Origin of the sequence: Pseudovibrio sp. Ad5 (genome assembly GCF_001623095.1) — a bacterium.
In the GTDB taxonomy this organism is placed as follows: Bacteria; Pseudomonadota; Alphaproteobacteria; order Rhizobiales; family Stappiaceae; genus Pseudovibrio.
Map to the genome: position 1 here is coordinate 269,143 of NZ_LMCH01000066.1, position 14,428 is coordinate 283,570.

Below are 14,428 nucleotides of genomic sequence, written 5' to 3' on the forward strand. Positions count from 1 at the left end.
CGCCTAGTGCTGCCAGTCTTTCAGATCATAGCTTGCGTGGCTTATGCCAGAGCAGGCTGGATTTTCTTACAAGCGTCAACAAGGCCGTTTACAGAAGAAACGGATTTGTCGAACATCGCTTTTTCATCGCTATTGAGATCAATTTCAATGATACGTTCGATGCCGTTTTCGCCAATAACAGTTGGCACGCCAAGGTACATGTCTTTCTGACCATACTGGCCGTCAAGGTATGCAGCACATGGAAGAACGCGCTTTTTGTCTTTGAGGTAGCTTTCTGCCATTGCGATAGCAGATGCAGCTGGTGCGTAGAATGCAGAACCAGTTTTCAGAAGACCAACGATTTCTGCGCCACCATCACGGGTGCGCTGAACGATTTCTTCGAGACGCTCAGCAGTGAGCCAGCCCATTTTCACCAGATCGGTGAGTGGAACGCCAGCAACAGTGGAGTAGCGTGTCAGTGGAACCATTGTATCGCCGTGACCGCCAAGAACGAATGCGGTTACGTCTTCTACGGATACTTTGAATTCTTCTGCGAGGAAGTAACGGAAGCGAGCGCTATCCAATACGCCAGCCATGCCAACAACTTTGTTTGCTGGAAGACCGGAGAATTTCTGCAGAGCCCAAACCATCGCGTCGAGCGGGTTGGTGATGCAGATTACGAATGCGTCTGGAGCGTACTTCTTAATACCAGCGCCAACCTGCTCCATAACCTTCAGGTTAATTTCAAGCAGATCATCACGGCTCATGCCAGGTTTACGAGGAACACCTGCAGTCACGATGACGACATCAGAACCAGCGATGCCTTCATAGGTGTTTGTGCCAGACAGACCAGAGTCAAAGCCGTCAACTGGAGAAGATTCTGCCAAGTCCAAAGCTTTGCCCTGAGGCATACCTTCAGCGATGTCGAACAGAACGATATCACCCAGTTCTTTCAGACCAGCGAGGTGTGCAAGTGTGCCACCAATCTGACCGGATCCAATCAAAGCAATCTTGTTGCGCGCCATGAGGAGCTCCCCTTTACGTAACATAGAACCATGATATATGGTGCCTATTTGTCGCAGTGGGTAGCGGTTTTGACGGATGTGCGCAACCCAAATGAAACACACATCCGCGTTATTTTCCGTAAAATGACGTTTTTTTAGCAGTTTGGATAAGCTCTCAATACGTCATTTCTGAATAAAATTAAATTTTTTCAGTTTTCGGTATTATGCTCACGCATCAAGTACTCTTCCGAACGCATTTCGATCAGGCGCGAAGTTGTTCGATCAAACTCAAATGCTTCGGTTCCAGATGAGGCAACATAGAGGTCCTGCGGCTCTGCGCTTGCCTGAATCACGAGATGTACGTGATTGTCGTAGAGCGTATCAATCAGGTTGATGAATCGCTTTGCTTCGTTCCTGCGCGCCTTGTCCAGTACGGGCACACCTTCGAGGAAAACTGTGTTGAAAGCATGTGCAATACGCAGGTAATCAGATGGCCCTAGCGGGGTGCAGCACAATTCCTGAAATGTGAACCAGGCAATCGCGCTACAAGTGCGGCTTACTGGTATTTTCCGGCCTTTGTTTTCTAACTCAACAAGATGACATTGAAGGCCGTAGGTCATACTGGCCCAAAGTTTCTCCATCTTCTGGAGGCTCTCAGGACCAAGCGGCTCGAGGTACGTATCTGAGCCGGAGAGCTTCTCAAGGCGGTAATCGGTTGGCGCATCCAAGTGAATGACACTCATTCGCTCATTCAAAGAACGGATGAATGGAAGAATGTGATTTCTATTCAGTCCATCTTTATAGAGCTCATCCGGCACAACGTTTGAGGTACACACAACGACAACACCAGCCTCGAGCAATTTGCTGAAAAGCCGCCCGAGCAACATAGCATCGGCGATGTCGGTTACAGTGAACTCATCAAAGCATAGGAGCCGCGTTGTGCTGATAATCTCTTCAGCAACCGGGATGATCGGATCGCGGTCTTTGATCGTTCCAGCACTGATCTGCTTGCGGACCATGAATATGCGATCGTGGATCTCCTCCATGAACTCATGGAAGTGAGAACGATGCTTTTTAGGTTCGGGGCTTAGATCATAGAACAGATCCATGAGCATGGTTTTGCCACGTCCGACAGAACCCCAAACATATAGGCCTTTGATGTAGTCAGGCTCTTCTTTGCCTTTTCCAAACAGGCGACCTAACAGCCCTTTTTTCTCTTCCGGCTTTCGCTGCGCCATTTCTGCAGTTAAAGCATCCAGAGACTTTGCCACCTGAATTTGCGCCGGATCGGCCTCCAGGTCGCCCCGTGCGACCATCGCTTCGTAGTGGGCAAGGACGGTTGTTAGGTTAGACGTATTCTCAAGCACGGAGCTCACATTCCTTAAGCTGTATTTCAGAGGGCAAATCACGCCGATCCGATGGGCTATATTTTCCCATGGCATAAAGGAGAGCGCCACCCAGACGCAAGTACAATAGGGTTTATTCGTAAAACCAACGTCTCACATCTGATCAAAATCTGCGGCGCACATAAGCAAACACAAAAAACGCTGCACCTGATACCGGCGCAACGCTTTGAAACTTATAAGATCATCAGATGATGATTAGCGGGCGAAGTTGATCGGAGCGCCGTTCGCTGTCTGACCAGAGAAGTTAGTTCCGGCACCAGAGAGGGTTGCAACGTTTCCGCCGCCAGCGTCTTTCAAGACAACCTGACTGCCATTCAGATTCCATGCAGAGATCTGAGAGAGCGTCGCATCGCTACAACCGCGTGTATTCGCGCGGTAGCCGCCGCTCCACTTGGTCAGCGTCATGAAGAGCTTACAGTTGTCGCCACCTGAAGAGACGCTCCATCCGCCAAGCAAATCAGTGCGGCCTACAGAGCCACCTGTTGCATTTACGTTTGGAGCAGGAGGTGCAGAAACAACCTGCGAGTTAGCGTTCGCGTCCTGACCATCAACCAAGATCTGGCCTTCAGAACCTGGCTGACCAGGAGTGATCGGCGACAGTGTCTGACCTTCGATTGGTGAGATCGGAGACGCAGGCAACGGAGAGACATAGCTACGGGTATACGTCGTCCGCTGGCACGCTATTGTGGAAAGTGCAATTACAGAAACAAATGCAATCGTCAAACTACGATTCATAGTGGTGTCATCCCAGCCTTGTGAATTAAGGCGTATTAACCATAAAGACCTTAAGAAACTGCCCCTAAAACAAGGCAGGTGAAAGGTTTACCACTCAAAAAAATGTGAGTTTCCCACTGAAACCCCTATTTCCTAAGGGAAACATGGGAAAATCTGACAACTCTCATAAAGCATTGGGCCAGCCAACCTTAACAAGCAGCACGCCAATTTAGAGAATCACTAGAAAAAACCTTAGAGGAGGTTGCAAGATCTATAGATTCTTTAATTTTGCGGAATGCATCTGTTGCCTCTTTTATGTTCCGAGGAACATCTTCATCTAGGCAGATATCCCAGTTCAACTTTACCGGATGACCGGGCCACATCGGTTGCTTGTCAAGAAGCACACTTGTCTGAAGTCTTATTATGTAGTCAGGTTGAGGTGCATGGGGCAGCGAAAAAATCGTCCAGGGCTTCGGATGCAATCCTCCTTCATCCATACCGCTGGCGAAAAGAACTTTCTTGGTGAGCGAAACCATTTCCTCTCGTGGCAAGGGGCCACCAGAGAAGGCACGCAACTCTCCCATGGAGGTATGGTTTAAGTAGGCTTCTGCAGCCAGACTCAGAAATGAATTATCTACGCAAACAAACAGTACATTTGCCTTAGTCATAGGCACGTCTCCACTGGAGCGCCGGACAATGTCCAATCATTCGGTGTCACTCGGTTCCAGCACTTCATAGTGCCCTTTTTCTTCGGATCGATGACAACCAGACGATGCGCTTAAAATAATTGCGATTAGAATTGGAATGAGCGAAGCCAAAGTGCGGAAATATTCGCAATGGAGGCTTCAAACCTAAGTGAACTCAGTTCACTTTGCTTCTTTATGCCTGTATAAAGGCTCCGATTTTTCTGAGTTTATTTGGAGCTGCACAATGTCTTTCCCTTTATGGACCATACTGATTGCCGGTCTGATGCCATGGCTTTCTGTTCTTCCTGCCAAATTTTCCCGCAAGTTCGACAACTCAAACCCAAGAGACCCAGAATATTGGAAAGAAGGATTTCGCTTGCGCGCGCGCTCCGCAGAGATCAACGGCCTCGAAGCTTTCCCTCTTTATGCAGTATCTGTGCTCGTTGCCCTCGCCTATGGCGGTGACCCAGACTGGATTGAAAGACTGTGCGGTTTGTTCATCGCAATGCGCGTGCTGTTCGTCGCATGCTATTGGCTTAACCGCGCCACCCTGCGTTCTCTTGTCTGGTTCGTTGGTTTGATTTGCGCTGTTGCGCTGTTCACGTCTCCGGCGTGGTCATAACAGCAAGCGCTGGGGGTCATAATCCCCGCGATTTCAAGGTATTGTGAGAAAGGTAAAGATCTTTCTCACGCAAACTGGCACGGTTCTGCTGTTTCTGCAGGACTACAGGTGAGAGAAGTAAACAGAAGGCCTTGTGAGACCATTAGTTTTTAGGGACGACTGCCCATTTCAGGAAGAATCGGTCCGCTTGAGCTGCAGTTTCCTGAGTAAATTGGCGACGTCGGCGGGCAAGTAGTGCAGGGCCAGCCTCCAATTCAGCCAGGATCAGATCGTTGATAGCGCCAGCAGGGCGAACGACGTCCTTGATCATCCCAGCTTCGCTACGCTCTACCAACTCCTCGATCTCACCACGCAGAACGGGGCGAATAAAGGTCGCCTCGGCAATATCTGAGAGGCGAGAAGGCGGAACACCCTGATAGCGATTCTGATTGTACCAGCGCAGCACCAGTGATGAGCGGATGAGGTCATACAAGCGTTCAGGTACGATCTCGCCGAGTGACACACCGTCAAACCGGTGCTTCTGTCGCTCAATCCGATTGTAATGATAAAGCGCGAAACGAACCGGGTCACAATGCTCAAGGGCAAAAGAGATCAACGACTTCGGAAACTCGTCATGCCCCGCATATGGGTCCTTCAACTGAACCCAATCAAGCGGCTCAGGATTGCCTTTTAACAGCGCAATGAGCGTTTTTTTTAAGTCCCAGCCAGACACATTTGCCGGGACATTCACATCAACGTCTACCGTCTCATCAACTGGAAAAAGGGAAAGGTAGTGCTCAATTGATCGAATGTAGATGAACCGACAATTGGCGTAGTGAGCTTCAGATTTTTTATGAAGATACAGGTGTGAAAGATCGCCCGCGTGCAGAACACGCAGATTTCTTTCGTTTTCCAAGTCACGAAAGTTCTTTTCCAGCTCCATAAAAACAGAAGAGCTTTCCGAACCAACCTGTGAAGGTGCACCCACCAATTTTGCCTACCTGAAATCTAAGAGGCTTCCCCTCGTTGCACTTACCCTTGAACGCAATTCAGGGCAAGTGCACGCAAGCAGTTTGCTCTCTAAGTTTTAGGAAAACAGAGAGATTGGGTGAAGATACGTCACTTCTTACTTTGCTTCTGAAGACAGAGCATCAAATGCACTGAGCGCTTCTGCTGCGTACATGAGGGAAGGTCCGCCACCCATGTAAACAGCCACACCGAGAGCTTCCATCAGCTCTTCACGTGTTACACCATATTTGATGCAGGCTTTTGCGTGGTATCCAAGGCAGGCATCACAGCGTGCAGCAACACCAATGGAGATCGCGATGAGCTCTTTTTGCTTCGGTTCAAGAGCGCCGGTTCCAATCGCGCTTTTCGCGATTTCGCCAAACCCCTTCATAACGCCAGGAATACCCGGGCGCAGTTCAGCGATGCGACCATCCGTTTGGGTGAGGAATTCTTGCCATTTTTCTACAGCCATGCTTCGACTCCTTTTATATTAGATATTTCTAATACTAATAATTCGCAAAAATCCAACAATGACTAAAATCAAAGAAATCGCGCTTAGCGCATTAATATCATTCGTGTTTTTACATAATTTGTCCGTTAATATGACGCATACGTCATTGCAATCTCTACTCAGCTATGATTACTGAAGGAACTCTCGTTTTTTCATTTTCGGAAATTGATATGTCCATCGCAGAAATCCTGACTGCAAAGGGCCGTGCTGCTGACCTGCTCGCTGCCGCCCGTGATGCATTCCTCACCCAAGGGTACAAGAAAACCTCGGTGAGCGAGATTGCAGATGCCTCAGGTATCTCAATGGCACACATCTATAACTTCTACCCAAGCAAGATAGACCTTGCCTGTGCTGTTGTCGCTGCAGAGGTGGTGAAGCTGGTTGCGCGCCTTGAAACAGCTACTGACCCCAACGCCAGTGCCTCAGCACGTCTGAGCAAGTTTCTCATGATGGAATTTGAAGAGACTTATCGCCTGCTGGCACTCAACAAGGGTCTGGCAGACTGCTTGCAGGTGCTGGAACAGAAGCGCCCGGAAGACTTTGAAGAACTGTTCCGGCTTGTGCGACAACCAATGCACACTATCCTGCATTCCGGCAACCTTGCTGAGGAATTTGACCTACGAGAAGTCAGTCAGGTGGCAAGACACATTCACGCTGCGACGATGAAGTTCCGCTTTCCTCAACTGCACAGCCACGAACCCTATGAGATACAGCGCAAAGAATGCATTGGCGTTATCAAGCTGGTTCTGCGAGGCGTTGAGCGACGCTAGAGAGTTGCTGACTTTTTCGTAAACCCGCCATGAGCTCATTGACGGTTTCGTAGGGATTGCAGGTATCTCCCCCTTGAAATTGAGAAATCAGCACATCAATGCCTGTCAATTCCAACTAGCCTTAACGCAAATTTTCCTTTTTAAAATCAAGCATTTATAAAGATCGCAGTTCTAGACTTATTTGTATCAAGTTACCTATCACGTCTGATTATTTAGCCGTGTCATCCTCTTGCGTATTTTGGGGGAACCAATGAGTCGCTTAAGAGTATTTGCGTTTGCGGTATTGGGATTGCTCGGCTTCAGCAGCCATTCCTATGCTGTTGAATACCCACCTGGTGTAGAGGTGGAAGAGCCCTATGAAGTTTACGAGGAAGAAGTTGTCGATGGGCTGATCACCCCACCTGAATATGACTGGGATGGCTTCTATCTCGGTGTGCAGGGTGGCTGGGCCCGCCTTCATGGCACGAACCGCTTCAACAACAGTGGTACGCAGTATAACGGCGGGACCGTTGGGTTATACGGCGGCTACAACTACACCTATCAGAACATTCTGATCGGCGTAGAAGGCGAAGGCGCTTACTGGTCTTTTGGTGAGCGTTCTCGCGGTGAAATGTCTTTGCGCTCTGATTACTTCGCTGCCGCAAAGATCCGGGCCGGCCTCACCTACGATTGGTTCATGGCGTATGTGACTGGTGGTGCAGCTGTTTCCACCTTCCGTGCCTCTAACCCGAATTTCGGTCCTGGCTCCGACAGCAATACCATGCTTGGCTGGGTTGGCGGTGCTGGCCTTGAGATGTTCGTCACAGAGCGAGTGATTGTACGCCTGGACTATGAGCGCATTGTCTTTCCCGGTCGTAGCTTTACCGTTGGTGGAACGCGCTTCAAGGAAGACATTGACAGCGACGCTATCCGGATCGGTGTTTCCTATAAGTTTTAGGCTATTAGCCTCAAATGAAAAAAGCCGCCTCATTTCAGTGAGGCGGCTTTTCTTGATTTTACAACGTGCTCACACGTTGATTAAACGCGACGCTCGACCATCATCTTCTTGATCTCAGCAATTGCCTTTGCAGGGTTCAGACCCTTTGGACATGCCTGAGAGCAGTTCATGATGGTGTGGCAGCGGTACAGACGGAACGGATCTTCAAGATTGTCCAGACGCTCACCAGTTGCCTCATCACGGCTGTCGATCAACCAACGGTAAGCCTGCAGAAGGACTGCAGGGCCGAGGTAGCGATCACCATTCCACCAGTAGCTTGGGCAAGAGGTGGAGCAGCAAGCACACAGAATGCACTCATAAAGACCATCCAGTTTCTGGCGATCTTCATAGGACTGCAGCCATTCTTTCTCAGGCTCAGGTGTCGTGGTTTTCAACCATGGCTCGATAGAGCGATGCTGCGCGTAAAAACGAGTCAGATCCGGCACAAGATCCTTCACAACAGGCATGTGCGGCAGAGGGTAGATTTTGACGATCTCGTGAGAGCATTCGTCAGCACCCTTTGTACATGCCAGTGTGTTGGTTCCGTCGATGTTCATAGCACAGGATCCGCAGATCCCTTCACGACAAGACCGGCGGAAGGTCAATGTTGGATCGACCTTATCCTTGATGTAGATGAGCGCGTCCAGCACCATTGGGCCACAATCGTCCGCATCAACGTAGTAGGTGTCGATGCGTGGTTTGCGTCCGTCATCCGGAGACCAGCGGTAGATGCGGTACTCACGGGTGTTAGTGGCGCCTTCCGGCTTTGGCCAGACTTTGCCCTCTCCCATCCGGGAGTTTTGTGGCAGTTTGAATTCAGCCATAACAGTTACTCCAGATTTCGGCGCCTTAGTAGACGCGGGCTTTCGGTGCGATCTTCTTCATGTCGATGCCACCTTGATCGTAGGTAGTCAGCGGCTCGAGAACAACCGGACGATAGCTCAAGGTCACCTTACCATCCTCAGAGAGGTGAGAGATGGTGTGCTTGCGCCACTCGTCATCGTTACGACCACCGAGAGGACCATCTTTATAGTCTTCACGAGCATGTGCACCACGGCTCTCTTTACGCGCTTCAGCGCCGTAAACAGTGGTGATTGCGTTGGCCATAAGGTTTTCAAGCTCAAGCGTTTCGACCAGATCAGAGTTCCAAATCATGGAGCTGTCAGAGACGTGCAGTTCGCTCATTTCGTCCCAGATAGCGGAGATGCGCTTACATCCCTGCTCCAGGCTTTCCTGAGTACGGAACACAGCCGCATCTTCCTGCATGGTCTTCTGCATCTTGGAGCGCAACTCAGCCGTTGGGGTAGACCCTTTTGCAAAGCGCAGCTTATCGAAGCGAGCCATGATTTTCTGACTGGAAGCTTCGTTAGGCTCTGGAATTGGAGCTTCACGATCAACAACTTCACCAGCGCGGATAGCAGCCGCACGACCGAACACAACAAGATCGATCAGCGAGTTTGAACCGAGGCGGTTTGCACCGTGAACGGACGCACACCCAGCTTCACCAACAGCCATCAGACCCGGCGCGATTGCGTTTGGATCTTCTTTGGTTGGGTTCAGCACTTCACCCCAATAGTTGGTTGGAATACCACCCATATTGTAGTGAACAGTTGGCAGAACCGGGATCGGCTCCTTAGTCACGTCAACACCTGCAAAGATGCGCGCACTTTCGGAGATACCTGGAAGACGCTCTGCCAGCAGATCAGGATCAAGATGATCCAGGTGCAGGAAGATGTGGTCTTTGTTTTTGCCAACGCCACGACCTTCGCGAATTTCCATCGTCATACAACGGGAAACAACATCACGAGAGGCGAGATCTTTCGCGGAAGGAGCATAACGCTCCATAAAGCGCTCACCCTCGGAGTTTACGAGGTAGCCACCTTCACCACGCGCACCTTCCGTGATCAAACAGCCTGAGCCGTAGATACCGGTTGGGTGGAACTGAACGAACTCCATATCCTGCAGAGGCAGACCCGCACGAGCGATCATGCCACCGCCATCACCTGTACAGGTATGGGCAGATGTTGCGGAGAAGAATGAACGTCCGTAACCACCAGTGGCCAGAACAACCATCTTCGCAGAGAAGCGGTGGATTGTGCCGTCATCGAGGTTCCAGGCGATCACGCCCTCACATACGCCCTCTTCTGACATGATCAGATCAAGTGCGAAGTACTCGATGAAGAAATCAGCGTTGTGGCGCAGAGACTGACCATACAGCGTATGTAGGATCGCGTGACCAGTCCGGTCAGCAGCAGCACAGGTGCGCTGTACTGGGGGACCTTCACCGTAGTTCTGCATGTGGCCGCCGAATGGGCGCTGATAGATCTTGCCTTCTTCCGTACGGGAGAAAGGCACACCGTAGTGCTCAAGCTCATAAACTGCCTTTGGTGCTTCACGCGCGAGGTATTCCATCGCATCCGTGTCACCGAGCCAGTCAGAGCCCTTAACAGTGTCATACATATGCCACTGCCAGCAGTCTGGCGTCATGTTCTTCAAGCTTGCTGCAATACCACCCTGTGCTGCAACAGTGTGGGAGCGAGTTGGAAACACCTTGGAGATACAAGCTGTTTTCAATCCCTGCTCAGCCATACCGAGCGTTGCCCGAAGGCCAGCACCACCAGCACCTACAACCACAACGTCAAACTTGTGGTCTACAAACTCATAGGCCTTGCCGCTCTGGCTTGGCGCTGTCGATACACCGGTCTGTTCAACCATCTAGATCAGCCTCCGAAGCTGATTTTAAGCACTGCAACCACGGAAGCGAGTGCGATAAAAGAAGCGAAGAAAATGTTTCCCATAAGAAGAAGAAGCTTTAGCCCTTCTGAATGGAAGTAATCTTCGATGATGACTTGCATGCCCAGCTTCATGTGCAGGCAGCCGACCAAGATCACCAAAAGCAGCAAGGTGGAGATGATCGGGTTTTGAAGTGCTTCAGTGAAACTCGCATAATCAGCGCCTTGCAGCGCGATAACGAGGATAACAAAGAAGGAAATAAGGAACACATTTGCTACAGCGGTCAAACGCTGGCGCCAGAAATGCGACGTGCCGTCCTTAGCTGAGCCAAGGCCGCGAACTTTCCCGAGCGGAGTGCGCATATCGGTCATTGATCTCTCCTTAAGCGACGATGAAACCGATGATCCAGAGGATCACGGTAAGAGCAACAGAGCCTACGATTGTCGCGCGAGCCATCCAGTTCGCTGCAGACAATTCAAAGCCATGCCCCATGTCCCAGATGAAGTGACGCAATCCGCCAATCATGTGGTGCACAAGTGCCCATGTGAAGCCGAAGAGGACCAGACGGCCCAGGAAGGAACCGAAAACGTCCATTGCGAATTGATAGGACTCAGGACCTGCTGCTGCGCAGATGAGCCAGAACGCCATCAAAATCGTTCCAAAATAAAGCGCCGCCCCGGTGATGCGATGTAGAATGGACATCACCATCGTCACGATCGGCTTATAGATCTGAAGATGGGGCGATAATGGCCGGTTGGCCTTGAGGTCAGCGTTCGCCATAAATCTCTCTCCCGTCCCTGGTTACAGTTACGCTTACGTAAACGTAACAAAACAAGGCGTTGTATGAGGTTCTAATACCTTCAGTTTCGGGGTGCGTCAAAGCATCCTATGCGACTAAATGCTTTTTCTACTAGGTTTGCCCTTAAAATTGGCCGAAATGATTAGATTTTGCGGTGTAAATTTTGTTGGTTTCTACCCGATCAAGTAACAAGAATCTGGTAGCTTATTATCTTGAGTTTTGTAGTCATATTTTAATTTACTGAAATTGTGCGAAATTTTTCAGAAAATCACTTAAAGTCAAATTACGTTTACGTAAACTTTATTTAATGTGAGCGAGCTGACGCGACCCTCTACTTCAAATCTAGAGCAGCCGATCTTGATTTCCAGTTTAGGCACCTATCCCGTGCTCTATTCACTGGTAAAAAGAGACGGAGCAGGTATGGCCTGCCCCGTGTTGGTAATAAGCTACTGCAGATCAAACTCACAATACTCAACGCCGCTATCATACAGCGTTGAAGAGGTGCATTTGAGATCGATCAGCTCAGAGACATTTGCAAATAACGGTGTCCCCACCCCGCATATGACAGGTGCAACTTTCAGGCGTAGGACATTGATTAGTTTAGACGCAGCCAGCAAACCTGCAAACATCCCTCCTCCGCACAGGTAGATATCGCCACCCTGCTCATTCTTCAGCGCAGAAATGTGCGTGGTGAAGTCTGCTCGCACTGCCTCAACCTGAGTGTCTTCAGGCAGCTGAATTCCTTCTGAGAAAATCAGATGCCGCATATGCGGGTAAGCTTTAGCGCCTGCGGGAAGACCATACTGGTAGGCAAACTCATAGGTATGGCGTCCCATGATCACAGTATCATAGGTCGCTAATCGCTCTTTGTAAGCGTCTACATGATCACCAGTATGGGGGAAGATTGAAACATCGCCATTCGGGCCAGCAATAAAACCGTCGCGACTAACGGCGACGTCATAGATAACGCGTCTCATAAAGACTCCATCAAAAACAGACAGGCATCAAACACCACCCACGTTGATTGTGGGAGTGCTGTTCAACAGAATTGAGTTGCCTTAGTTGTTCACCGACAGAGTCCTCCTCATTGCCGGATTACATGCTGAAACAGATTTCTCTCCGGATCAACCTGCACGAAACGAAGAGCAGTCAAATGGGGGGAAAAGAGAGTTGATGTGATGTTTGAGTAACAAAGGACAGCCAAGCTTCGCTCCCTTAAATCTCATAGAACAACACTCTTCAGAGCGCTTTTTCCATGTATCTGACGGTCTTTCCTTTTCCTTCCAGCTTAGCTTCCCCGACGATTTGAAAGCCTAGTGAAGCATGGAATGCGTCTGATGCCGGGTTGGGAGGATCTGAGTTTACTTCACATACAATGCGCTCGTATCCCTTTGCCTTCGCGAAGTTGAACAGGTCATCGTAGAGTTTGCCTGCAATGCCTTGTCCTCGTGCAGCTTTAGAAATTACAATCCGATCGACATAGAGAAAGTTGTCATAGCCTGCGCAGAACCATTTGAAATTAACTGAAGAATACTCGCCGCCCTGATCGTATGTGATGAGAAGACCAGCTTCCTTGTCAGCAATCCTTACATAGGTTGCTTTCTTGATCAGCTCTGCAAAGCCATCACGTGTCATAGAGGACAATTCGACAGCATGCTCTTCGTTCAGAGCGTGCGTCCAGGTTAGATCGTCAGCAATAAAGCTTCGAATAGGCAACGCAGCTACTTCCTGTTATTTCTTAAAATTGTAGTTATTATTGAGTCTAGACGGATAGATTGCGTTTTGTTCGCAATGTCTTGAAAACGTGCACCATAAAGATCGTCGCAAAGAGTGGAGTGATCAGGTTCACGATTGGAATTGCTAGAACAAACGCAACGATCAGTCCGGCTGCAAATACGGTTCCGCCTTGCGATTTACGAAAAGCTTTTGCTTCTTGCGGCGACATAAAGCGCATTGCCACAAACTCAAAATATTCACGGCCCAACAGATAGCCATTCACGAGCAAAAATGCGATTTGGCCGATACCGGGAATGAAGAACAGCATCAGAGCGAAAATGTTGGCGACAATGATAACGCCGACAAAACGGAGAGCCGTTACAATAGACTCGCCAAGCGGCAGCGCTTTGCCTCGCCTTTCATTGGGATAAGAGTGCTCTTCAACAAGTTCGGAAATCTGATCTTGATAGAAGGCGACGACCATCGCTGAAACCGGAGCCAGGATATAGCCGAGACCGATTAATGCGCCGATGCCTGTTACGATACTGACCGTCGTGTCCTGCCAGTCTTGTGGTAAGTCTATGAAATACCCGACTACGCCTTGAATAGCGATCCAGACGACAAGAAGAAGAAGCAATGTTAACCCTAAGGCTTTGAAAAAGATGCTTCTGAAATGCGGTTCAAAAACCTGCGAAAATGATTTTATTGCTGCCGATAACATCTCTTGTGCCAAATTTATGAAAACAGATGGCACTTAGATAAGCATTTCCCCGAGCCGCAACAAGAGCTGACGCTTGTAAAGCAGCTTGCCACCCATCAGGATCAACAGGCTGCTTCAGTTCTTTGCGCCGGAACGTTCCCAAGTTTACTGCGCGAGCTCCATCTCATCGATCAGCTGCCACTTCAGGCTCTCGAGACTAGCGGAACACTTCTCAAGATCGACTGGATCAAACCGGAACCAGCAACCACCTCCAACATTTGGAGGCTGATCGAAGGCGCGGTCGATTGCATTGTTGGCGAGGTGGCATTTGAGCAGCGTTCCCACGCCTCCATGGCCAGAAAATAGAACAGGTTCGCCACTTGGAATCGCGGTGAGCGCCTGTTTAATTGCAGTGACGACACGACTTTGCGCATCCAGCGCCCGTTCCCAGCCACGAACGCTCACTGCGGGGCGACTGAAGAACTCATCAGCGACAAGCTCAAACTCATCTGGCTCAAGAAAACCGGTTGAGCTGCGATCATTTTCGTGAAGGCCTGCGGATGTGATCAGCTCCATACCCAGGTGGCTCGCGATAATCTGACCAGTTTCGATGGCCTTTTTTTCGCGACTGGAAATGACATGGTCAATTTCCAAAAGCCACGGTTGGCGTAGACCTTGTTCTAAACGCTCGCGACCTTTATCCGACAAATCCCAGTGCGGAACTGGGGTTGCCGGGTCGATGTCAACATTTGGGTGGGTCAAATATATACAGTAAGTCATGGCACCTCCCCGGTGCCATCAGGCACCTGTTAAATAACCACTGGC

The 14,428-nt window shown here is 49.8% G+C and carries 17 protein-coding genes; 3 read left to right on the forward strand and 14 right to left on the reverse strand.

The window, feature by feature from the left end; all coding sequences use genetic code 11:
• Nucleotides 1-41 precede the first annotated feature (41 nt).
• From mdh to PsAD5_RS26340, 4 genes are all read right to left on the reverse strand, one after another.
• Nucleotides 42-1,004 carry a malate dehydrogenase gene (gene mdh / locus PsAD5_RS26320; protein ID WP_057462983.1) on the reverse strand — a complete coding sequence of 321 codons (963 nt, stop codon included), beginning with the start codon at nucleotides 1,002-1,004 and terminating at the stop codon, nucleotides 42-44.
• A 188-nt stretch (nucleotides 1,005-1,192) separates the two neighbouring features.
• Nucleotides 1,193-2,350, reverse strand: a complete 1,158-nt coding sequence (gene zapE, locus PsAD5_RS26325; RefSeq protein ID WP_063294396.1) for a cell division protein ZapE — start codon at nucleotides 2,348-2,350, stop codon at nucleotides 1,193-1,195.
• A 234-nt stretch (nucleotides 2,351-2,584) separates the two neighbouring features.
• Nucleotides 2,585-3,124 (reverse strand): AprI/Inh family metalloprotease inhibitor, encoded by a 540-nt coding sequence (locus PsAD5_RS26335; protein WP_057462985.1) that lies wholly within the window; start codon nucleotides 3,122-3,124, stop codon nucleotides 2,585-2,587.
• A gap of 188 nt (nucleotides 3,125-3,312) precedes the next feature.
• Nucleotides 3,313-3,771, reverse strand: coding sequence for an arsenate-mycothiol transferase ArsC (locus PsAD5_RS26340; RefSeq protein ID WP_063294247.1), 459 nt, complete (start codon nucleotides 3,769-3,771; stop codon nucleotides 3,313-3,315).
• A gap of 262 nt (nucleotides 3,772-4,033) precedes the next feature.
• Here PsAD5_RS26340 and PsAD5_RS26345 point away from each other — a divergent pair, with 262 nt between their 5' ends.
• Complete coding sequence (locus tag PsAD5_RS26345) at nucleotides 4,034-4,411, forward strand: MAPEG family protein (protein WP_063286410.1); 378 nt, start codon at nucleotides 4,034-4,036, stop codon at nucleotides 4,409-4,411.
• Nucleotides 4,412-4,553: 142 nt separating this feature from the next.
• On the opposite strand, the gene PsAD5_RS26350 is transcribed toward PsAD5_RS26345, so the two are convergent.
• Both PsAD5_RS26350 and PsAD5_RS26355 read right to left on the reverse strand, forming a co-directional pair.
• Entirely contained in the window at nucleotides 4,554-5,378 is an 825-nt protein-coding gene (locus PsAD5_RS26350; protein ID WP_208981634.1) for a DNA polymerase beta superfamily protein, read from the reverse strand.
• A 138-nt stretch (nucleotides 5,379-5,516) separates the two neighbouring features.
• Nucleotides 5,517-5,870: a carboxymuconolactone decarboxylase family protein gene (locus PsAD5_RS26355; RefSeq protein ID WP_063294249.1), complete on the reverse strand. Its 354-nt coding sequence runs from the start codon at nucleotides 5,868-5,870 to the stop codon at nucleotides 5,517-5,519.
• Between the two features lie 209 nt (nucleotides 5,871-6,079).
• Between PsAD5_RS26355 and PsAD5_RS26360 the strand changes: the two genes are divergently transcribed.
• Together PsAD5_RS26360 and PsAD5_RS26365 are read left to right on the forward strand one after the other, a co-directional pair.
• Entirely contained in the window at nucleotides 6,080-6,679 is a 600-nt protein-coding gene (locus PsAD5_RS26360; RefSeq protein ID WP_063294250.1) for a TetR/AcrR family transcriptional regulator, read from the forward strand.
• 250 nt (nucleotides 6,680-6,929) lie between these two features.
• Nucleotides 6,930-7,616 carry an outer membrane protein gene (locus tag PsAD5_RS26365; protein ID WP_063286407.1) on the forward strand — a complete coding sequence of 229 codons (687 nt, stop codon included), beginning with the start codon at nucleotides 6,930-6,932 and terminating at the stop codon, nucleotides 7,614-7,616.
• Between the two features lie 80 nt (nucleotides 7,617-7,696).
• Here PsAD5_RS26365 and PsAD5_RS26370 read toward each other — a convergent pair whose 3' ends face one another.
• From PsAD5_RS26370 to PsAD5_RS26405, 8 genes are all read right to left on the reverse strand, one after another.
• Nucleotides 7,697-8,479 carry a succinate dehydrogenase iron-sulfur subunit gene (locus PsAD5_RS26370; RefSeq protein WP_063294251.1) on the reverse strand — a complete coding sequence of 261 codons (783 nt, stop codon included), beginning with the start codon at nucleotides 8,477-8,479 and terminating at the stop codon, nucleotides 7,697-7,699.
• A gap of 25 nt (nucleotides 8,480-8,504) precedes the next feature.
• Nucleotides 8,505-10,370, reverse strand: coding sequence for a succinate dehydrogenase flavoprotein subunit (gene sdhA / locus PsAD5_RS26375; RefSeq protein ID WP_063286406.1), 1,866 nt, complete (start codon nucleotides 10,368-10,370; stop codon nucleotides 8,505-8,507).
• Nucleotides 10,371-10,375: 5 nt separating this feature from the next.
• Complete coding sequence (sdhD, locus tag PsAD5_RS26380; RefSeq protein ID WP_063286405.1) at nucleotides 10,376-10,759, reverse strand: succinate dehydrogenase, hydrophobic membrane anchor protein; 384 nt, start codon at nucleotides 10,757-10,759, stop codon at nucleotides 10,376-10,378.
• 10 nt (nucleotides 10,760-10,769) lie between these two features.
• Nucleotides 10,770-11,168 (reverse strand): succinate dehydrogenase, cytochrome b556 subunit, encoded by a 399-nt coding sequence (gene sdhC, locus PsAD5_RS26385; RefSeq protein WP_057462994.1) that lies wholly within the window; start codon nucleotides 11,166-11,168, stop codon nucleotides 10,770-10,772.
• Nucleotides 11,169-11,633: 465 nt separating this feature from the next.
• Complete coding sequence (locus PsAD5_RS26390) at nucleotides 11,634-12,164, reverse strand: dihydrofolate reductase family protein (protein ID WP_057462995.1); 531 nt, start codon at nucleotides 12,162-12,164, stop codon at nucleotides 11,634-11,636.
• Between the two features lie 262 nt (nucleotides 12,165-12,426).
• Entirely contained in the window at nucleotides 12,427-12,903 is a 477-nt protein-coding gene (locus PsAD5_RS26395) for a GNAT family N-acetyltransferase (RefSeq protein ID WP_063294252.1), read from the reverse strand.
• A gap of 46 nt (nucleotides 12,904-12,949) precedes the next feature.
• Complete coding sequence (locus tag PsAD5_RS26400; protein WP_057462997.1) at nucleotides 12,950-13,624, reverse strand: sulfate transporter family protein; 675 nt, start codon at nucleotides 13,622-13,624, stop codon at nucleotides 12,950-12,952.
• Nucleotides 13,625-13,768: 144 nt separating this feature from the next.
• On the reverse strand, nucleotides 13,769-14,383 hold the full coding sequence (locus tag PsAD5_RS26405; RefSeq protein ID WP_057462998.1) for a histidine phosphatase family protein: 615 nt from the start codon (nucleotides 14,381-14,383) through the stop codon (nucleotides 13,769-13,771).
• Nucleotides 14,384-14,428: the final 45 nt, after the last annotated feature.